At 58.8% G+C, this 20,290-nt stretch carries 17 protein-coding genes; 10 read left to right on the top strand and 7 right to left on the bottom strand.

All coding sequences use genetic code 11. The features are described 5' to 3' along the window. Positions 1-44 precede the first annotated feature (44 nt). Positions 45-731: a peptidoglycan DD-metalloendopeptidase family protein gene (locus tag HSW_RS07790; RefSeq protein ID WP_044001478.1), complete on the top strand. Its 687-nt coding sequence runs from the start codon at positions 45-47 to the stop codon at positions 729-731. Positions 732-843: 112 nt separating this feature from the next. Here HSW_RS07790 and HSW_RS07785 read toward each other — a convergent pair whose 3' ends face one another. Beyond that, positions 844-1,992 (bottom strand): ABC transporter permease, encoded by a 1,149-nt coding sequence (locus HSW_RS07785; RefSeq protein WP_231501368.1) that lies wholly within the window; start codon positions 1,990-1,992, stop codon positions 844-846. 117 nt (positions 1,993-2,109) lie between these two features. On the opposite strand from HSW_RS07785, the gene HSW_RS07780 reads away from it, so the two are divergent. The 3 genes from HSW_RS07780 to HSW_RS07770 all read left to right on the top strand — a co-directional run bounded on the left by HSW_RS07780 (position 2,110) and on the right by HSW_RS07770 (position 4,964). Then, positions 2,110-3,360, top strand: a complete 1,251-nt coding sequence (locus HSW_RS07780) for an exo-beta-N-acetylmuramidase NamZ family protein (RefSeq protein WP_044001476.1) — start codon at positions 2,110-2,112, stop codon at positions 3,358-3,360. Between the two features lie 21 nt (positions 3,361-3,381). Then, positions 3,382-4,326: a methionyl-tRNA formyltransferase gene (fmt, locus tag HSW_RS07775; RefSeq protein WP_044001475.1), complete on the top strand. Its 945-nt coding sequence runs from the start codon at positions 3,382-3,384 to the stop codon at positions 4,324-4,326. Between the two features lie 152 nt (positions 4,327-4,478). Then, entirely contained in the window at positions 4,479-4,964 is a 486-nt protein-coding gene (locus tag HSW_RS07770) for a dihydrofolate reductase (RefSeq protein ID WP_044001474.1), read from the top strand. A gap of 94 nt (positions 4,965-5,058) precedes the next feature. On the opposite strand, the gene porU2 is transcribed toward HSW_RS07770, so the two are convergent. Then, positions 5,059-9,639, bottom strand: a complete 4,581-nt coding sequence (porU2, locus tag HSW_RS07765) for a putative type IX secretion system sortase PorU2 (protein WP_044001473.1) — start codon at positions 9,637-9,639, stop codon at positions 5,059-5,061. 60 nt (positions 9,640-9,699) lie between these two features. Then, a complete protein-coding gene (locus HSW_RS07760) occupies positions 9,700-10,797 on the bottom strand; it encodes a putative type IX sorting system protein PorV2 (RefSeq protein WP_044001472.1) in 1,098 nt (365 codons plus the stop codon). A 281-nt stretch (positions 10,798-11,078) separates the two neighbouring features. On the opposite strand from HSW_RS07760, the gene HSW_RS07755 reads away from it, so the two are divergent. Next, positions 11,079-11,486, top strand: a complete 408-nt coding sequence (locus HSW_RS07755; RefSeq protein WP_044001471.1) for a PadR family transcriptional regulator — start codon at positions 11,079-11,081, stop codon at positions 11,484-11,486. 44 nt (positions 11,487-11,530) lie between these two features. Beyond that, complete coding sequence (locus tag HSW_RS07750; protein WP_044001470.1) at positions 11,531-14,152, top strand: PspC domain-containing protein; 2,622 nt, start codon at positions 11,531-11,533, stop codon at positions 14,150-14,152. Between the two features lie 379 nt (positions 14,153-14,531). Here HSW_RS07750 and HSW_RS07745 read toward each other — a convergent pair whose 3' ends face one another. From HSW_RS07745 to mce, 4 genes are all read right to left on the bottom strand, one after another. Continuing rightward, positions 14,532-15,950, bottom strand: coding sequence for a CCA tRNA nucleotidyltransferase (locus HSW_RS07745; RefSeq protein ID WP_044001469.1), 1,419 nt, complete (start codon positions 15,948-15,950; stop codon positions 14,532-14,534). A gap of 119 nt (positions 15,951-16,069) precedes the next feature. Further along, positions 16,070-16,351 carry a hypothetical protein gene (locus HSW_RS07740; RefSeq protein WP_044001468.1) on the bottom strand — a complete coding sequence of 94 codons (282 nt, stop codon included), beginning with the start codon at positions 16,349-16,351 and terminating at the stop codon, positions 16,070-16,072. Between the two features lie 79 nt (positions 16,352-16,430). Next, complete coding sequence (locus HSW_RS07735; protein ID WP_052346229.1) at positions 16,431-17,012, bottom strand: L-threonylcarbamoyladenylate synthase; 582 nt, start codon at positions 17,010-17,012, stop codon at positions 16,431-16,433. Between the two features lie 6 nt (positions 17,013-17,018). Then, entirely contained in the window at positions 17,019-17,420 is a 402-nt protein-coding gene (gene mce / locus HSW_RS07730) for a methylmalonyl-CoA epimerase (protein WP_044001467.1), read from the bottom strand. 158 nt (positions 17,421-17,578) lie between these two features. On the opposite strand from mce, the gene HSW_RS07725 reads away from it, so the two are divergent. The 4 genes from HSW_RS07725 to HSW_RS07710 all read left to right on the top strand — a co-directional run bounded on the left by HSW_RS07725 (position 17,579) and on the right by HSW_RS07710 (position 20,254). Continuing rightward, on the top strand, positions 17,579-18,793 hold the full coding sequence (locus HSW_RS07725; RefSeq protein ID WP_044001466.1) for an IscS subfamily cysteine desulfurase: 1,215 nt from the start codon (positions 17,579-17,581) through the stop codon (positions 18,791-18,793). Positions 18,794-18,897: 104 nt separating this feature from the next. Next, positions 18,898-19,314: a Fe-S cluster assembly scaffold IscU gene (gene iscU, locus HSW_RS07720; protein WP_044001465.1), complete on the top strand. Its 417-nt coding sequence runs from the start codon at positions 18,898-18,900 to the stop codon at positions 19,312-19,314. A 110-nt stretch (positions 19,315-19,424) separates the two neighbouring features. Beyond that, a complete protein-coding gene (locus tag HSW_RS07715) occupies positions 19,425-19,835 on the top strand; it encodes a hypothetical protein (protein WP_044001464.1) in 411 nt (136 codons plus the stop codon). Positions 19,836-19,927: 92 nt separating this feature from the next. Beyond that, positions 19,928-20,254, top strand: coding sequence for a HesB/IscA family protein (locus HSW_RS07710; protein ID WP_044001463.1), 327 nt, complete (start codon positions 19,928-19,930; stop codon positions 20,252-20,254). Positions 20,255-20,290: the final 36 nt, after the last annotated feature.

The raw sequence follows: 20,290 nt of genomic DNA, 5'->3' as shown, positions 1-20,290 counted from the left end.
TCCGGCCCCTTTTTACACGAATCCTCCACCTCCGACCATCCATCATGCTTGCCGACCTGCTTGAACGCCATCAGCACGAATTTGGCCCCGTGCTGCCCGTTGACCTGAACGCTCCCGACGTGGCCCGCCTTGATTTCACCGCTGCTAACCCGCTGCTGCAACAAGCCGATTTACGCGATACGCCCGCATTTGAAGAGCTGGTAGCCCGGCTGCTGGAAGCCCAAAACGCACACATCGGGGTGGGTGGCTACCTGGAAAACCGGGTGATTTACCGCCGCAGTCCCGGCCTGTTCGGCGACCCGGCCGTGCCCGCCCGCTCGTTGCATTTAGGCGTGGATGTGTGGCTGCGCGCCGGTACGCCCGTGCTGGCCCCGTTGGACGCCTTGGTGCACAGCGTGCAGGACAATGCTAACTTCGGCGACTATGGCCCCACCATCATCCTCCAGCATCAGCTCGAATCCACCACTTTTTACACCCTCTACGGCCACCTCAGCCGCCGCGAAACCCTGCTGCTACGCCCCGGCATGACCATTAGCAAAGGTGACACCTTCACGGAAGTAGGGCCCGCCCCCGAAAACGGCGACTGGCCGCCCCACCTGCATTTCCAGGTCATAGCCGACCTGGAAGGCCGCTCCGGCGACTTCCCCGGCGTGGGACTGGTAGCAGAGCGTGAGAAGTGGGCCGCCCTATGCCCCGACCCAAATCTGATTCTGCAGAGCCAGTGGCTGTAGCGTTTTAGCCCGCAGAGGGGGGAGTGTTTAGCGCAGAAGGCGCAGAGTTGTTGAACGACTCTGCGCCTTCTGCGCTAAACACTCCCCCCTCTGCGGGCTACAGTCGTTTGAGTTAATCGAACTTGATGGCCACTACGGGCTTGATCCGCGAAATCAGGTAGGTCGGAATCAGGACGGCCAGCAGGGAGGTAAGGAACGTGGCCGCGTTCAGGACGATGATGATCGTAGGATCCCAGTGAATCGGCACCCGGTCCATGTAGTAGTTCTCGGGGTCGAGGGGAATGGGGTGAAAAAAGTACTGGATGGCGCAGAATCCCAGCCCGATGAGGTTGCCGTAGAACATACCTCGCACCGTGAGGCTCAGCCCCCGGAAGAAGAACATGCTCCGGATCTGGTTATCGGTGGCCCCAATGGCCTTGAGTACTCCAATCATGTTGGTGCGCTCCAGAATCATGATGAAGATGGTGGCCACCATATTAAACGTGGCCACGAAGATGATCAGGATCAGGAAAATCACCACGTTGCGGTTCAGCAGCTGCAGCCAGTCGAACAGCTGGGCGTACTGGTCCGTGATTTTATCCAGCTTGAGGTCGTAGCGCAGGTTTTCATACAGGTTGTCGGCTACGGGGTCTAGGCGGTTGAAGTCTCTGAGCGTGACTTCCATGCCGCCCACCAGCGAATCGGGCCAGGCGTTGAGCTGGCGGATCTGGCCAATGTCGCCGATGACGTAGGCTTCATCGAACTCATCGAGGCCGGTCTGGTAGATACCGCTGACGGTAAACTGCCGCACCCGGGGAGGCGTCTGAATAAAGTAGAACAGGGCTTTGTCGCCGGGCTTGAGGCGTAGCTTATCGGCCACCTTGCGCGAGAGCAGGATGTCGTTGCTGGCAGCCGTATCGGAGAAGGTAATGAACTTACCGGCCACCAGGTTCTGGCGCATCGGCGACTGGCCTGCTTTTTCATCAATGCCCTTCAGTACCACGCCCAGCACTTCTTCCTTGGTTTTGATGATGGCCGTTTTGCGGGCAAATGGCTGCATCGACTTCACCTGCGGATTGCCGCGCAGGTCCTGCACCAGCCGGGGGCCGCCAATGGGTTCTACCTCCAGCGAGTTATTGGTATCGTACTTGCTGATCTGCAGGTGCGAGCCGAAGGAGAAGATCTTGTTCTGGATTTCATTGCGGAACCCCTCCAGAATGGCAAACGACACCACCATCACCGCCAAACCCATGGCAATGCTGATGATGGCTATCTTTGTCACCGACGAGGTAAATGAACCTGCATCGGCTCCGTCAATCTTATTAGATATGTACTGCGAGACGTTCACTGGCGTAAAGCTAGATGAATCCCGGTAGTTTTCCAGTTCCCCCGCCCGCCTATGTCTTCATTCCTTTCTTCAGGCCTGTTGAGCCTCTCGGTCCTGCTCTCCGATTGCGCCCGCCCGCCGCAGCAAACCACGGCCACTGTGCCCGATACCACGCTCAGCCAGACGGTAGCCTCGCCCCCGCAGGTGCTACTACCCGCCGCCGAGCCGCTACGCACCGGGGCCGAACAATTTGACAAGTACCTGCCCCTGCTCAAAGACAAGCGCGTGGGCGTAGTAGTAAACCAGACGGCCCGCGTGGGCCGCTCGTTTCTGGTGGATACACTGTTGGCCAAAGGCGTAGGAGTTAAGGTAATTTTTGGGCCGGAACACGGTTTTCGGGGCGAAGCGGCCGACGGAGCCACCATCAAGGATGGCAAAGACGCCCGAAGCGGCCTGCCCGCGCTGAGCTTATACGGCGCTACCAAAAAACCGACGCCTGAAATGCTGCGGGATATTGATGTGCTGGTGTTCGACATTCAGGACGTGGGGGCGCGCTTCTACACTTTCATCAGCACCATGCACTACGTGATGGAGGCTGCCGCCGAGCAGGGCAAGCAGGTCATCATACTCGATAGACCCAACCCCAACGGCTGGTACGTGGACGGGCCGGTGCTGGAGCCGGCCTTCAAAACCTTCGTAGGCATGCACCCCATTCCGGTGGTGCACGGCCTCACGGTGGGCGAGCTGGCCCGCATGATCAACGGCGAAAAGTGGCTGGCCGGGGGCAAGCAATGCCAGCTCACAGTTATTCCGGTGGCCGGCTACACCCACAGCACCCGATACGATTTGCCCGAGCGTCCCTCCCCCAACCTGCCCACGGCCCACTCGGTGGCGCTATATCCGGCCCTGTGTCTGTTCGAGGGCACCGACGTAAGCGTGGGCCGGGGTACGGCCCTACCGTTTGAGGTGATTGGCGCGCCCACCCAGCCCAGCACCCGCCCCTACCGCTTCACGCCCAGCCCCAACCCCGGCTCCACTTCCCCGCCCCAGAATGGCAAGCTTTGCTACGGCCAAGACCTGCGCCAGGCGGGCGATATTGGCTTTACCCTGCGCTACCTGCTGGACTACTACCAGCAAAGCACCAACAAGGAGAAATTCTTCCTCTCCGACCGGGGCTTCGACCGGCTGATGGGCAACGCCATCGTGCGCCAGCAAATCATAGCCGGCAAGTCGGAAGCCGAAATCCGGGCCGGGTGGGAGCCAGGGCTGACGGCGTACAAAGCCATACGCAAGAAGTATTTGCTGTATCCGGATTTTCAATAGGGCTACCAACTCAAGAACGACATGCTGAACATCATCTTCATGGGCACCCCGGAGTTTGCGGTGCCAACGCTGGAAGCTTTGCTGGGCTGGAACGGGTGCCGGGTGGTGGCCGTCCTTACCGCCCCGGATAAGCCCGCGGGCCGGGGCAGGCAGCTGCAAGGCTCGGCCGTGAAGCAGGCCGCTGAGGCCCACAGCCTGCCGGTGCTGCAGCCTACCAATCTGAAGGACCCCGCTTTCCAGGCCGAGCTGAAAGGCTACGCGGCTGATTTGCAAGTGGTGGTAGCTTTCCGGATGCTGCCCGAGGCGGTATGGAATATGCCGCCGCTGGGCTCCATCAACATCCACGCCTCCCTGCTGCCGCAGTACCGCGGGGCGGCTCCCATCAACTGGTCCCTCATCCACGGCGACACCCAAACGGGCGTGACCAGCTTCTTTTTGCAGCACGAAATAGATACCGGTAACCTGATTTACCAGGATGCCGTGGATATTGCCCCGGAGGATGATTTCGGCACGTTGTACGAGAAGCTGAAAGCAGCCGGCGCGGCGCTGGCCCTGCGCTCGGTGCAGGCCATTGCGGCCGGGGCGTCCCCCAGCATTCCGCAACAGAATCTGCTGGAACTGCGGCCCGCGCCCAAGCTCAGCAAGGAAACCGGCCGCCTCGATTTCACAGAATCGGCGCCGGCGCTGGCCAACCGGGTGCGGGGCCTCTCCCCCATCCCCACGGCCTTCACTCAACTACCCGACGGCCGCACGCTCAAAGTATTCAAAGCGCAGCCCCTCGACGATGAGGAAGCCAGCGGCCCCGACCAAGGCGGCGTTGGCCGTTGGCTCACCGACGGCCGCACTTATCTGCGCGTGCAAACCGCCAACGGCCTACTCGACCTGCTCGACGTGCAGTTGGAAGGCAAAAAGCGCATGCCCGTAACCGATTTCCTGCGCGGCTTTGATGTGAAGGCATTGGCCTGACTGTCGTCGTGAGCTGTGCGAAGGACCCTGTTGCGTTTGAACGACAAACGGCAGATTTGTGCAGACGTGCTAAGGTCCTTCGCGCTGCTCAGGATGACAGGAATAAATCGTTCGTTGCTGAACGCAAACTCACCACTTCACCATTTCACCACATGACCGCACTCGTTGTAGCCGTGGCCGATAACGGCGTTATCGGGGGCGAAAACCGCCTGCTTTGGCACCTGCCGCTGGATCTGAAGCACTTTAAGCAGCTCACCCAGGATCACCCCATCATTATGGGCCGAAAGACTTACGAGAGTATCGGCCGGCCGCTGCCCAACCGCCGCAACATCGTCATAACCCGCCAAGCCACCTGGCAGGCTGAGGGCTGCGAAATGGCCGCTTCAGTACCTCAGGCACTGGAGCTGGCCCGCACCACCGATGAGCAGGTATTCGTAATTGGGGGTGGGGAAATTTACCGTCAGGCCCTGCCTGCCGCTGATGTAGTGTATCTGACAGAGGTACACCATGCTTTTGAAGGTGACGTAACTTTCCCTAACCTCACCGCCAGCGAATGGCGCGAGGAAACAAGGGAACGGCATGAGCCCGACGACAAGCACGCCTATGCCTTCAGCTTCGTCACGCTCCGGCGTAGGTGAACACCAAAGTACATGCCGTAAAAAGAGTCGATCCGACATAGCCCATTTGGTGCTATATCGGATCGACTCTTTTTACGGCATGTACCTGCTTTTGCTACCGTAGTAACACCAACTTGCCCCAATCCTTTTTGAAGGCCCGGTCGCCGCCGGTGGCGCGCTGCTTGAACTCGCCGCTGGGGTCATCGAGCACCACGCGGTAGAGGTAAGTGCCGTTGGCCAGCCGGTCGCCGTAGTCATCGGTGCCGTCCCAGGCGTACTCCGTGATGTTATTGCCGATGCGCAGCGGCCCCAGGTCGGCCATCATGATTTCCTTTACCACCCGGCCGGTGAGGCTCACAATCTGAATTTTCATGTTGCGCGGCAGCGTGGAGCCAGTGAGCGTAAACACGAATTTCGTTTTGCTGGTCACCGGGTTCGGGTACGGGAAGACATTGGTGATGGTCGATTCGGTAATGACCTCAAACGTGATGCGGTAGGGCTCGGTGCCGGCCAGGTTGCCTGAGCCGTCGCGGCCCTGCACTTCCAGTGTGTACACCCCGGCCTCTAGGCCCTTGGTTTTACCCGGCTGATACTCCAGCCGCGCCGTACCCTGCGCCGAGTCGGCTACGAACACGATGCCCGATGAGTTCATATCCACCGTCATGGGCACGCCGGTTTTCTTAGGCGTCAGCACCACAATGAAGTTTGACCGGTCACGGATGGGCCGTAGCTTGTCAATATCGCGCAATTGAATGCTGATAATAGGCTGAGGCGACACAATTTCGCCGTTGAGCAGGTGGCGGCCGTCAAAGGCCACATCCAGCACCGGTGGCGTATCGTTGTTGGTTACCTCGAAGGGCGGCAGCGTCAGCTCGTTGTTGAAGTAATGCTGTTCAGGCTGGCGGCGCGGATTCAGTACCACTTGGCCCGAAAGCGTCCCAAACAGGCCGCGCACGTCTAGCCTCACGGAGTATTCGCGCTGGGAATGGGCAGTAAGGGCTGCGCCAGCCAGCGGATAGTACCGTTCACGCGGGGCACCAGCATTGCTGGAGCGCACCACCACGTAGCCCACCAGCGGAGCCGTGAAAGTGTAATCAGCCACGTTCTGGAAAGTTACCGGAATAGTGAGGGTGCCCGTGCGCTGGGCCTGCTGGGTGAGGGCCGCCGCCGTAAGCGGAGTGGCCGAGGGCCGTACCACGCCTTCCGGCACGCCCTGGTAGGTTACCAGCCATTGCTCCAACTGTGGCGTTACGCCCGCCGTAGATTCACGCAACACTGCCTGCAACTGCAGATATGGGTACAGCTTGGCCGATACGCCGCTGAGTGCAAACGCACGGTCCGTTACATTGGCGTTGAGCACAGTGGTAGCGCCCAGCGTATCGGTACCCAGCAGCCGGAGCGTGTAGTCGCCGGTGGCACTGGTGCGGATGGTATGGTAAAGCGTTTCCCACTGCCGCGCCGGCCCGATGCGGTTAGACGTAATGGTAGCTTCCTGGGTAGCGCCGTTAAAGGTCCACTGCCCGCCGGGCACGGCTACTTCCACGCCGGCCCGCTCGTCGCGGCGGAACTGGCCGGGGTGGCTCTGTGACCAGCCGCCCTGCGTGCGCCCATTGATAACGCGGAAGGAGCTGGTGGCCCAGTTGGCGCTTTCATCACCCTGCGGCGCATTCAGGCGTACCCGCCAGTACCACACCACGCTGTCCTGCCCAGCCAGTGTGGGCAGCGTAGGCTGCCATTCCGGCACCATGATGGCATTTACTTTCGTGCGCTGCACCAGAGCACTGGTGAAGGTCTGCACCGTGTCCAGTTCCAAGTCGTAGTCGCGGGCCGTGATGGTGGGCACGTTGCTCTGGGCCACCAGCCGCACGGCCCGGTTACCCACAATGGCAAACTCCGGTGGGCTGAGCGTAGTGACGCCGCCGGTCAGGAAGGTGTAGTTGAGCGTTGCGCGGTTGTTGGTTTCGTCCGATTCCGCAATGAGATTATCAGGGTCAAGATCAACCTGGAAAGTATTCTGGCCCGCTACGCTGCCGGTGGCCGGGTTGGTGAGGGCCAGCGTGTAGGTGGTATCCTGCCGGGCCTGGGGCACCCTGAAATTGACGACCACCGGCGTTCCACTGCCCACCGTACGCGTCACGCGGATGGTCAGCAGCCCGGTTGTAATCCGGCCCGGGTTGCTCACGCCCAGCTTCAACTCAAAGCTGGCATTGGCCGTGGCTGGCGCTGGAAGCGAAATCTGAAGGCGCGCATCGGACGTCTGGAAATCGGGCTGCAAGGGCGAGAACAGCTTCAGGGCCGGGTCGCCCTGCCAGATGGTGTTCATCAGCATACTGATCAAATTGTCTTGGCCAGTAGAATTGGCGGCGGGCTGCAACCGGCGAGAAACCTCTTGCTGCACCTCCGCAATTGGCCGCCCATACCAAGTATTATCGGAGAACAGGAGCTTCACCATTTCGGTGTGCATAAGGTGCAAATCGGTTTCTAGCCCCAAGTCCGATTCGCATAAGAAGCCAATAATGCCTTTATCAGCAGCTAACAGATAATCATCCCCGCCGAACGAGCGGATACCGCGAAACGAATTACCGGCTGAGCAGCCGCTCACGTACCACACAGGATACTTGCCCTTATTAGCGAATCCATTCGCGGCGTCATTAATATTAGCAATATTCCATGCCAGTCGCGTCGCGTCGCCGTGTCCGAAGTACGAAACCAAACTCACCCCATTATTGAAATCCTGAGCCAAGTTCAGTGGAGCCGTTTCGCCCGGAATAGTGCCCGGGTAATCAGCCCGCCGATACGTCTTAACAATATTTGCCGCGAATGGCGGCTTGCGCATGAAAGTCGCATACGTTGCGAGGAAGCTGTCAAACAAAGGAATTTGGTAGGGTTCCCTCGGACCATTCAATTGAATTACGTTACGCCGCCATGGCTCATAGCTCAACGCTTCATGCTCGCGCAACTTATTGAGGTAATTCAGGACATCCTGGGCATTTTGCGCAGAGATGCGTCCGGTAGTCATGCGTGCAGTGTATTGATTGTTCTGCCAATCTGCCGTTAACAGGTTATCAGACAGCCCACGGGCATTGATGGGTACCAAGTTGCGCACCACGGCCGGATTACCGGGCCGGCAGCTGCCATATTGGTCTGGCACTTGCCGGTGATAAGCGCCACAGTCGTACTCACCGGCCCCTAAACCTTTCCCTAACAATAGTAACGACTTGGGCCGGGTACTGCCGTTGAGCATCCATAGGGAAAACTGTCGGAGAGCCAAAACTGATTTGTCGCCGTAATAAAACTGGTCGTAAAGCTGCTCGGAGGTAACTACCAGCGTATCCCAACCGCCACCTATGGTGGAGGCCCGGTAAGTAGCATACGCACGTACTGCATCTGTCACGGCTCCAGTACCGGTACCGGCAGGCTTCATCAGCACGCGGCTGGTAATAATAATGAAGTTATGAGCTGCCGCTGATATTGCCCGAAACTGCACACGCTTGAGTGGTTGGGCAGGTTCGGGTAACTGGGCGGCATCAGCAAGCATCAAGGAACGGGTGCGGTTGTTGGCAGCGGGAAACACATAACTACGTTGCGTTCCGGCCGTGCCAACAATTCGCTGCACGTTGTACGGATCGGTTACATCATAACCCATAACGGAAGTGGGCGCGCCACTGAGTTGGTAGTACGCCGGCCCGGTCAGGGTTGAATCGTTACGCAGGGAAACAGAATCCTGGCCAGCGGTCCATTGGGCTATTTGAGGATACGTTACTCGAATGTAGCCTACGCGTACGTGCGTTGGGGTATTGGTGGTGCTATTTGATACATCGGCCAGCAGGCGGATCTGCACGCGGCCGTTGGCAGCAATATCAGTGCGCTGCAGAGGGTAGCGCAGCACCACTTTGTTATATGCCGTGAGTTGGTAGGTACCGAGTTGCCTCTCACCAGCGGCCCCCACTACGTATATAGTTCCGGCATGATTGAAGCGAGTAGTGCCCACTAGCACCATCTCTACCATTAAGTTTCCCTGCGTAGCTACTTCCCGGGTAGTTGGGCTGGAAAATGTTTGGGTCACCGGTACACCGCCAAATGGGTCGCTACCGCTGCCTACCGGACGGCTCAGGAAGCCTTCACCTGCATCCAGCCACGGTGAGTAGCTATATACCTGCTTATCTACATCACTGTAGGCATTGCGGTACACCGTTAGCGCCGGCTTCAGCCAATGTGTGTGTATCGCACTGCCCGCAACTGGGGCTGGCTGCTCCATGCGCCTACCATTGGTCGTGGCTGACCAAGTGAGAAAGTAGCTCGCCGTATCGGTGTAGAGACTGTAAAGCGTGTGAGTCTGGTCAGCCGCGTTCTTGTAGAGGGCACGGTCCAGAGCCGCATCGTTCCGCTGGCCGAAGAACTCGATGAACGTACTGTTGTCCAGCGCGGTGGTGTTGCCGCCCACGTGGATAGCGACTTCCTTACCCCGTCGCCACAGTTGCAGCCGCTGCGGGTTCACGCCGCTGATGCCAGCCTGTTGCAGGTACTGGTAGTTCAGCCGGTACAGGCCGTCGCGGGCTACTTTAATCTTGTAGTACTGCTGCCCCGGCACAATCCACTCATTGCCGTAGGGGCCCGACTGCGCCTGCGCGGCCGGAGCCCACAGCGTCAGGAGCAGCAGTGCCAGTAACCATAGCTTCTGGTAAGCCTGTTTCATATAAGAATGATGAAGTAAACGTCTGTTTGAGTGCCTGCGCGGATAACCGGGAAGGGCCACTTATTTAATACCGTAGCCGAGGGATACAATGATGGAAGTGGGCTGGGAGCGTTGGCCCAGTTTTTCCACGGCCAGGCGAGAAAGAGCCATATCTAGCCGCAGGCCGCTCAAGGCTAGGCCCACGCCCAGGCTGGGCTGCACTTTCCACTCCTCTTTACCCGTGAAAGCCTGCACTTGCTGCAGATTGCCCACGCCGCCGCGCAGGTACACCAGCTGCTTGTAGCCGATTTCCAGACCGGCCCGCGGGTCCAGGCTCACGGCACTCGTGGAAACCAAGGTATTGCGCTGGCCGTCGGTGGTAATTTCCAGGTCCAGGGCGGGCAGCGCGGTGAACTCGCCGGGCAGCTTGAACAGGCGGCTGGCCCCCAGCACGAAGGTGGGCAGCGTGATTTCGGTGCTGCTCTTGGGCAACTCATCTAGCGCGTTGGCCGAGCCTTCGAACTCCTCGGGGTTCACCGTCCAGGCATTGTAGGTGGTGGTGATGTCGCGGGCCATTAGCCCCAGCCGCCAGTCGTTGCGCTGGTACTGCACGCCAGCATCCACCCCGAAGCCCCAGGCGTTGGCAAAGGAGCCGATGTTGCGGTAGATGACTTTGGCGCTGGCTCCCACCTGCAGGCCCTCGATATTGCCAATCTGGCGAGCGTAGGACAGCAACGCGGCGTAATCAGCCACCGAGAAGTAGCGGATGTTATTGTAATCAATGTAGCCGTACTCGTTTACCAGGTTGCGGGTGTCCGCAATGTCATCCACCCCCAACCGGAAAAAGCTCACCCCCAGTGCGCTCTTGTCATCCAGCTTCATGCCGAAGCTGGCGTAGTCGTTTTTCACGATGCCCGAGAACAGTTCGGAGTGCATGAGCACGCCGTCGTACTTAGTTTTCTGATTCACGAGGCCGGCGGGGTTCCAGTAGCCGGCCGTGGCGTCATCGGCCAGACTGGCCTGCACTTTTCCCATGCCGAGAGCCCGGCCCCCTACCCCAATGTTGAGAAATTCATTGCTGTACTTGGGCGTTTTGTCCTGAGCCAGTGCGGGCACTGCCGCCAGTAAAGTCAGACCAGCCCCCAGCAACAGGGCGGTAGTACGGGAAAAGTGAGGCATAGAAAGTAAAGCCAGATAGTATCTCGAAAAAGAAGAAGCAGCGCGGCAGCAACGCAAGATACTCATTAATAGTGCGGGCCGGTTTCAAGTTCTCGGCCAAACCGCATTCTGAGCGGTGAAAAGTAGGTTTTCTGTCATTTTCCAGGTCGGTGCATTTTTCCTTCCGCCGCATCAGGCAGACAAATATTCAACTTCCTGAAAATAAATTCTACTAGTACCTTGCGTTGCATAGTACCTTCCGTTATATTTGTCTCATTCTTCACCGATATCTGCCTCAGCCCATGAAAGTCGAGAACACCCAAGTGCAGATGCGGAAGGGCATCCTGGAGTTCTGCATTCTGGAAATCATTGCCCGCGGGGAGGTGTATGCGTCTGATATGCTCGAAGAGCTCACCTCCGCCCGCATGATTGTGGTGGAAGGCACGCTCTACCCGCTGCTGACGCGCCTCAAGAACGCGGGCCTGCTGGACTACACCTGGAAGGAATCCACCTCCGGCCCGCCCCGCAAGTACTACACCCTCACCCCCGACGGTCTGGAGTTTCTGCACCAGCTGCGCCTGACCTGGGAAGAAGTCCAGGACTCCATCCGCATCATCCGCCAGAAACCCCACGCCCCGGCCGCCGCCACGCCGGCCCCGCTCACGGTAGCCCCGCCGGATGCGCCCTCTCCCCCTGACGCGCTGCTGTAAGCACCGCCCCCTACCAGTTATTCTTGACTAGTTGCAGCACTGAGATGAAAAAGAACATCAGCATCAACCTTCAGGGCATGATCTTCCACATTGAGGAAGATGGCTACGAAGTGCTTAGCCGCTACCTGGCGGAAGTGAAAGCCCACTTCAGCGGCTACCGCGGCCACGAGGAAATTGTGGCCGACATCGAGAGCCGCATTGCCGAGCTCTTCGCCGCCCGCCTCTCCGGCCTCAAGCAGGTCATCACGCTGGAGGATGTGGAAGCCATGACCGCCAAAATGGGCCGGGTGCGCGACTTCCAGTCGGCCGATGAAGCCGAGGACGAAGAGGAACTGCTGGCCGAAGCCGTGGCCAATGGCTCGGCCCAGGGCACCTATGCCAGCAGCACTTACGGCGCGGGGCGCCGCGCTAAGTCCGGCCCCGAAGCTGCCGATGCCGATACCACGGAAGCCGCGCCCAAGCAGATGTACCGCGACATGGCCCACCGCAAGGTAGCCGGAGTAGCGGCTGGTCTGGCGCAGTATTTCAACACCAACCCCCTCTGGATTCGGATAGGCTTGCTGGTATTGTTGCTAGCCATACCTGCGGTGTTCGATAATACGCCGTTGAACAACTTTGGCGAGCGGGTAGCGGGCATCACGGTCCTGGCCTACATCATCCTGTGGGTGGTGCTGCCCAAACGCTACGACACGACCGACCCCGATACCGACCCGGCGTTCAAGAAGCTCTACCGCGACACCGACAATGGTAAAGTCGGAGGCGTTTCGGCCGGCCTGGCGGCGTACCTGCGGGTAGATGTGGTGGTAGTGCGCATTGCCTTCCTGCTGCTGCTCATTGCCGGCAGCCTGGGCTTCTGGCTCTACGTTATCCTGTGGATTCTCTTGCCGGAGGCGAAAACCGCCTCCGACAAGCTCCGCATGCGCGGCGATGCCGTCACGCTCTCGGCCCTGGATGAGAACCTGCGCAACAACCCCTACGCCGCCGGCTCCGAGGCCGGACCGGTGAATAACCGTCCCGTAGGCACGTTTCTGGAGGACTCGTTCAGCAACGTGCGCCCCCTCATCAATGGCATCGGTTCGCTGATCCGGGTGGTAGCGGGTGGGATTTTGACCCTGACTGGATTTGGGTTTCTGCTTTCCATCCTCATTGCGCTGGGGGTAGGCCTGGGCCTGATTGCCTCGTCGGATAACCTGGAATTTGGCCCGTTGCAGCCTTTCCTGCTCTTCAATGACATTTCGTCCTGGGCAGTGCTGTCGTTCTTCCTGCTCACTGCTATTCCAGCCCTGGCCTTGCTGCTGATGGGTGTGGGTCTGCTGCTGCGCCGCACCATCCTGAGCCGGACGGCTTCCCTCACGCTGCTGGGTTTGTGGCTGCTGGGTATCGTGGGCAGCTCGGTGGCCGGCGTGCGGGTAGGGCGCGAGTTTCAGCGGGAAGAGGAAATTACTCAAACCACCACGCTGGGCGGCCTGACCAGCCCCCGCCTGGTACTGGAGCGCCGCCAGCTCAATAACGATAAATGGGTGGACCTCGACATCGTGGGCATCGACAGTGCCCAGGCCCCGCGGCTGGAGCGCATCATCTCGGCCAAAGGTGCTACCGACTCGCTGGCCCGCCGCACGGCCGCTACTTCCACCAGCCACAACCTGCGCATCCTCAACGACTCGACGCTGAGCGTAGATGACCACTTCACCTACCAGCCCAGCGCCCGGTACCGCGACCAGGAAATGCGTTTGCGCCTGCTCATGCCCCGGGGTCGTACCTTCCGCATGACGGAGACGTTTGCCAACTGGCTCAACGACGACGACTACATGAATGGCCAGGCTCCCTACCACCCCGAAAACGGCGTGTTCCGCATGACGGGCAACAAAGTGGAGTGCATCAGCTGCGCGGAAGGCGACCTGCGCGGCCGGGATACCGACAACGACGACGAGAACAGCGCCGACTACGAAGAAGGCCGCGACGACTCTGACCTGAAACTGAGCTTCGAAAGCGTAGAGCCCATTAATACGGATGAAAACTCCTACGGCTCCGAGCGTCAGACCTTCGATGAAACCGACTTCGATCAGGTGAGCATTGTGGGCGGCTACCGGGTCATCATCCGGCAGGGCAGCACCTACACCGTGCGCGCCGCCGGCGACGGCCGCGCCCTGCGTGACCTGAAAGTAACCCGCGACGGCAAGGAGCTGACCATTAGTCCCCGCAACCGCGACCTGTTCGACTCCCGCAGCGGCGACCATGAAGATGTGCTGCTCATCATCGAAACGCCGGAACTCAACAACCTGGAACTGGTGGGCGGCACCCACGCCGAGGTCAGCGGCTTCAACTCCGGCGACCTGAGCATAACGCAGGCCGGCGGCAGTCAGCTCAAGTTGAAAGCCAACTTGCAGAAGCTGCAGTTGGAGCTGGCCGGCGGCTGCCAGGTAGCTCTGCAAGGCGGAGCCGAGCAACTCACCATCGAAGGGGCCGGTGCCTGCGACGTAGCCGCCGCCGACTTCACCGCCCGCCGCGCCGATATTGAAGCCGTGGGCGCCACCAAGGTGCGCATCCGGGTGACGGAGGAGCTGAAGGCCGAGGCTATCGGGGCCAGCGTGATTGAGTACAGCGGAAAACCCAGCCAGGTACGCCGCGAGGCAGTAGGCGCGGCGGCCGTCCGCTCCGTGGAGTAATGCAGTCAACCCAGGACCTATATTCCCTCTTTCCGGCACCAACTGCTACTCAACGCCTTACCATAGGCAGCGGCGTAACCCTTTAACCGTTCGTTCGTTCTACATGTCAGATGCTGAATATTACTGGAACAGTTCTTGCCCAGGCAACCACTGTGGTCGTCTCAGCATCTGACTACTTAACGCGCAGAGCAAGCATCAACCATACTGGGTCCATTTGTGAGTGAAAAGGTGAGACCCGAAGGCAGCCCCGGCCTACCCTCCTGCTGCAACAGGACGGCCGGAGCTGCCTTCATTGCTTAGGCTTGCTCTGCGCTAAAAAGCCGCCGCCTTCTGGATTATTCCGGAAGGCGGCGGCTTTTTTTAATGAATATTGGTCAGGCTACTTCGGTACGGCGCTCAGCCCTTTCTGCTTTCCCAGTTCTAGCAACAGTGCAAAGGCCTCGTCGTACTCGTTGCGCACTTTGCCTTCCAGGATGGCTTCCAGTAGCGCCTCCTTCAACTCGCCCACCTCCCGGCTGGGCCGCAGCCCAAAGGTTTCCATGATAATTTCGCCGGTGATGACGGGCTTAAAGTTGCGCAGGTGGTCTTTTTCCTCCACCTCTTTCAACTTCTCCTCCACCACATCAAAATTGCGCAGGTAGCGAGCCACGCGCTGGTGGTCCTTGCTGGTAATATCGGCCCGGCACAACAGCATCAGGCGGTCCACGTCGTCGCCGGCCTCAAACAGCAGGCGGCGCACGGCCGAGTCCGTCACGATTTCCTTGACCAGCGCAATGGGCCGCAAATGCAGCCGCACCAGCTTTTGCACCTGACGCATTTCCTCGCCCAACGGCAACTTCAGGTCGGTAAAGATGCCGGGCACCCAGCGCGCACCCTTGTCCTCGTGGCCGTGGAAGGTCCAGCCCACGCGCTTGTCGTAGCGTTTGGTGGCGGGTTTGGCAATGTCGTGCAGGATGGCGGCCCAGCGCAGCCACAGGTCGCCACCAGCCGCCACCACATTATCGAGCACCTGCAGCGTGTGGTAAAAGTTATCCTTGTGCGCGTGCTGACCCACTTTTTCCACGCCCTGCAACTGCGCCATCTTCGGGAAGATGAGCTGTAGCAGCCCGCAGCTAAACAGCAGCTTGAAGCCGTAGCTCGGCTTCGGAGCCATAATAATCTTGTTCAGCTCGGTGGTAATCCGCTCCTGCGAGATGATCTTGATGCGCTCCTTGTTGCGGGCCAGCGCGTCAAACGTATCGGGTTCGATATCGAAGTTAAGCTGAGTGGCAAACCGGATGGCCCGCAGCATGCGCAATGGGTCGTCGGAAAAGGTAATGTCGGGGTCGAGCGGCGTGCGGATGAGCTTGCGCTGCAGGTCGCCCATGCCGTCGTAGCGGTCCACCAGTTCCCCGAAGTTCTCTGGGTTCAAACTCAGGCCCAGGGCATTGATGGTGAAGTCGCGGCGGGCCAGGTCGTCTTCCAAGGTACCGGCTTCCACCTCGGGCTTGCGACTTTCGGCGCGGTAGCTTTCCTTGCGAGCTCCTACAAATTCCACTTCGATTTCGGGCGTGGGCAGCATGGCCGTCCCGAAGTTCTTGAACACCGTCACGCGGGGCCGGCCAGGCAGGCGGCGCCCAACCTCCTGGGCCAGCGCAATACCGTCCCCCACACACACCACGTCCACGTCTTTGCTGCCCCGTTCCAGTACCAAGTCACGCACGAAGCCCCCAATCACGTAGGCTGGGTAGCCCAGCGCGCCGGCGGCATCAGCAATGGTACGGAACAAGGGCAAATCAGGCAGTTGGGGCTGTTTCATGAGGCAAAGGTAGCAGGTGCCGGCCTACGGCACAGGCAGAGCAAGGCGGGTTGGACAGTAAAAAAAGCTCCTCCGGCGCGGGCCGAAGGAGCTTTTAGCGGACTAGCCACGAAGCAAAACTACTTCTTTACCGGCGTTTCCTCCACCACGCCGTTGGCAGGCTGGTTGCGCACAACGGCCGTGTCGCCGGCGGTGGGGACAGTTTCTTCTTTTACTTCGGACGCCGCCTTATCGGTAGCATTTTCAACGGCGTCGCCGGCGGCTTCAGTAGTAGCAGCGGCATCGTTGGCGGCGCTTTCGGCGGTAGCTTCTGCGTTTTCCTGGGTTTTCTCCGAGCACGAAGCCAAAGCGAAAGGAGCGAAAGCGGCTAGCACGAGCAGAGATTTGAAGGAGAATTTCATAGCAAACGATGATTTAGAAAGTGAAGTGAATTCAGGCTTGATACCAGCAAACGGGAAAAGTAACCCGCCCGGTTGCCGGTTAATCCCGTAGCACCTCCAGCCCGCCATCGGCCAGCACCCGCACCACCCGGGAAGGCTGGGAGCGGGTTTCATCATCCTGTCGCCAGTTCACCACGTACTCCACCTCGCGCACCAGCTTCGGATCTACTTCGCTGAAGATGGCCGGGGTTGGCTCGCCGCTACGGTTAGCCGAAGTCGATACCAGCCCGTGGCCCAGCCGGCGTAGCACTAACCGGCAGAATTCATCCTGCTGCACCACGCGCAGTCCCACCGTACCATCGGGAGCCAGTAGGTTAGGAGCCAGCAGCCGGCTGCCGGGCACCACGTAGGTGGTGGGCCGCGTCTGGGCCGCCAGCAGTTCGGGCAAGTTAGGCGGTACCACCTCAGCGTAGCGGGCAAACATCTGCTCATCAGCCACCAGCACAATGCAGGCCTTATCGGCGGGCCGCTGCTTGAGCTTATAGATCTGGTCCACGGCCTTCGACGATTCAGCGTCGCAGCCCAGGCCCCACACCGTATCGGTCGGGTATAATATGACCTGCTGCAACAACAGCACGTCCACGGCCGCGTCGGCTTCGTCTCGTAAAAATCGGAGGTTCATAGCAAGTTAAATCGACTGGCAAAGCTCCACCAATACGCCATTAGCGGATTTTGGATGAATAAAGCACACCAGCTTGTTATCGGCTCCGCGCTTGGGCTCGTCGTTGAGGATGGTGAACCCGGCCGCCCGCAGCCGCGCCATTTCCGCCCGGATATCGTCCACCTCGAAAGCTATGTGGTGAATGCCTTCGGGCTTTTTATCCAAGTACTTGGTGATGGCGCTATTGGGCGACGTGCCGGCCAGCAGCTCAATTTTGGAGCCGCCCACCTGAAAAAACACCGTATCCACGGCCTCGGAGGCCACATGCTCCCGCTTATAGGGCTCCTGCCCGAGCAGCGTGGTGTAAAGCGCGGTGGCCGCTTCCAGGTCTTTTACGGCAAGCCCCAGGTGTTCAAGATTGGTGAGCATACGCTGATCGAAAAAGGGAAGCCAGGCCATAGCGCGGCTTCTTTGTATTTGTTCTACTTTTGTAGTTGCAAATGTGGGAAGAAAGTAAAACCCGTACGCGGTTTTTTGTGTTCTACCTGCGAATGATTCTCCGCTGAAACCTGACTGACGACCGAGCCATGCTCAAGCTACCTATTTACCTCGACAACAACGCAACCACGCCGCTCGACCCCCGGGTTCTGGAGGCTATGATGCCGTATCTGACCGAGGTGTTCGGCAATGCCGCCTCGCGCAACCACCCCTTTGGCTGGGCCGCCGAAGAAGGCGTGGATTATGCCCGGGAGCAGATTTCGAGCCTGATTAACTGCGACCCCAAGGAAATTATCTTTACCTCGGGAGCCACGGAATCCGACAATCTCGCCATCAAAGGTGTGTTTGAGATGTACGCCCAGAAGGGTAACCACATCATCACGACGACCACCGAGCACAAAGCTGTGCTTGACACCTGCAAGCACATTGAGAAGCTCGGGGGCCGGGTCACCTATTTGCCCGTAGATTCTGAAGGCCTTATTAGCCTAAGCGAGCTGGAAGCCGCCATGACCCCGGAAACCATTCTGGTGGCCATCATGTACGGCAACAACGAAACCGGCACCATCCAGCCCATCCGTGAAATTGCCGCCATTGCCCACAAGCACGGCGCGCTGTTCATGACGGACGGTACCCAGGCAGTCGGCAAAATTCCGGTGGACGTCATTGCCGATGGCATCGATCTAATGGCCTTCACCGCCCACAAAATGTATGGTCCCAAAGGTGTTGGTGCCTTGTATGTACGTCGCAAAAACCCACGCGTGAAAGTTACCGCCCAGATGGATGGTGGCGGCCACGAGCGGGGCATGCGCTCCGGTACCCTCAACGTTCCCGGTATTGTGGGCCTGGGTAAAGCCTGCGAGCTGGCCAAGCTGGAAATGGCCGCCGATACGGCCCGCCTGAGCGCCATGCGCGACCGGCTGGAAAGAGAGCTCCTGACACTGGAGGAAAGCTACGTTAACGGTTCGCGCGAGCACCGCCTGCCGCATGTGGCCAACATCAGCTTTAAGTACGTAGAAGGCGAAGGCCTGATGATGGGCGTGAAAGACCTTGCCGTTTCGTCCGGCTCGGCTTGTACTTCTGCCTCTTTGGAGCCATCTTACGTACTCAAAGCACTGGGCCTGAGCGACGACCTCGCCCACAGCTCCCTGCGTTTCGGCCTGAGCCGCTTCACCACTGACGAGCAGATCGATTACGCCATCAACCACGTAAAAGAGGCCGTCACGAAGCTGCGGGAAATGTCGCCCCTGTGGGAGATGTTCAAAGAAGGTATCGACTTGAACTCTATCGAGTGGGCTGAGCATTAATTTTTAGCGCTTAGAACTAAGGGCCAAGGGCTTCGCACTGGTTCTTTTGGTTCTTATTCTAGGTTCTGAGTTCTAAAATCTGACATTTAAATTCATCAAAAGCCATGGCTTACTCAGATAAAGTAATCGACCATTACAGCAATCCTCGCAACGTAGGTACGCTGGACAAAAGCAAAAAGAACGTAGGTACCGGCTTGGTAGGCGCGCCTGAGTGCGGAGACGTAATGCGTCTGCAGATTGAGGTAGACGAGACGACCAACACCATCACCGACGCCAAATTCAAGACGTTTGGTTGCGGTTCGGCCATTGCTTCCTCGTCGCTGGCGACGGAGTGGCTGAAGGGTAAAACGGTTGACGAGGCGTTGGCCATCGACAACATGGAGATTGTGGAGGAACTGGCCCTGCCGCCCGTAAAAATCCACTGCTCGGTACTGGCCGAGGACGCCATCAAATCCGCCATCAACGACTACCGCGTGAAAAACGGTCTGCCGGAGCTGGAAATGGCCAAGTCGCACCACTAGTCAAGGAGCCAGAAGAAAGGAGCTAGAAGATAAAGTGTGCCTTCCCTTGTGGTTGGTCATTTTATCTTCTAGCTCTTTTTTATACATCTGACTCCTTAGCTCCTCCAAACATGGACCTCTCCCCTACCGATATACATGTTGAGAGTGCCCGGATTCAGCGGCAGATTGAAGACTATCTGGCCCTGGGGCCGGGTAACCTGCTGTTTGAGTTCCGGCAACTGGACGGCCTCACGCGGCTTGACCTGATAACGGTAAATCCGCGCCACCACCAGAGCTTCCTGTTTCGCTACGAAACCGGGTACGATAAATTGGAAGTACTGCGCAAGATGCTGACTTACGTGCAGCACTACCGCGACGAGGAAAGTTCCTATACTATCCAGTGGCGCACGCGCGGCGACCGGGAGTTGCAGACTTCCTATTTCCGGGCCCACAACGTGTACGAGGCGCTGGATAAGCTGTACTACGGCCGTGACCTGAGCACGATTACCGTATTCAGCGTGGTATTGAACCCAAGTTCTTAGAATGTTTCTGAACAAGCAGCGTATCTTTGATGTTCTGCTTCTGAAATATCCTTCATCGGCCTGCCGGGCCGCCGAAATTAGCTTGCTGCCTCATGATTACCGTTTCTGATAAAGCCAAAGAGAAAGTTGAAAAGCTCATGCACGACGCAGAGCTGGATGCTACGTACCGTCTGCGGGCCTCGGTGGCTGGCGGTGGCTGCTCGGGCCTGAGCTATAAGCTTGACTTCGACAACGAAGTAAAACCAATGGACCAGGAGTTTGAAGACAAAGGTGTGCGGGTGGTAGTCGATATGAAGAGCTTCCTGTATCTGGCCGGTACGGAGCTGGATTTCTCGGATGGCCTTAACGGGAAAGGCTTCTACTTTGATAATCCCAATGCGTCCCGCACCTGCGGCTGCGGCGAAAGTTTTTCGGTGTAGCGGTAGTTCATCTGATTCGCTCCCAAAAAAAAGAGC

Source organism: Hymenobacter swuensis DY53 (genome assembly GCF_000576555.1).
Classification (GTDB): Bacteria; Bacteroidota; Bacteroidia; order Cytophagales; family Hymenobacteraceae; genus Hymenobacter; species Hymenobacter swuensis.
The sequence above is the reverse complement of the archived record's forward strand: the minus strand, read 5'-3'. Positions and strand labels throughout refer to the sequence as shown.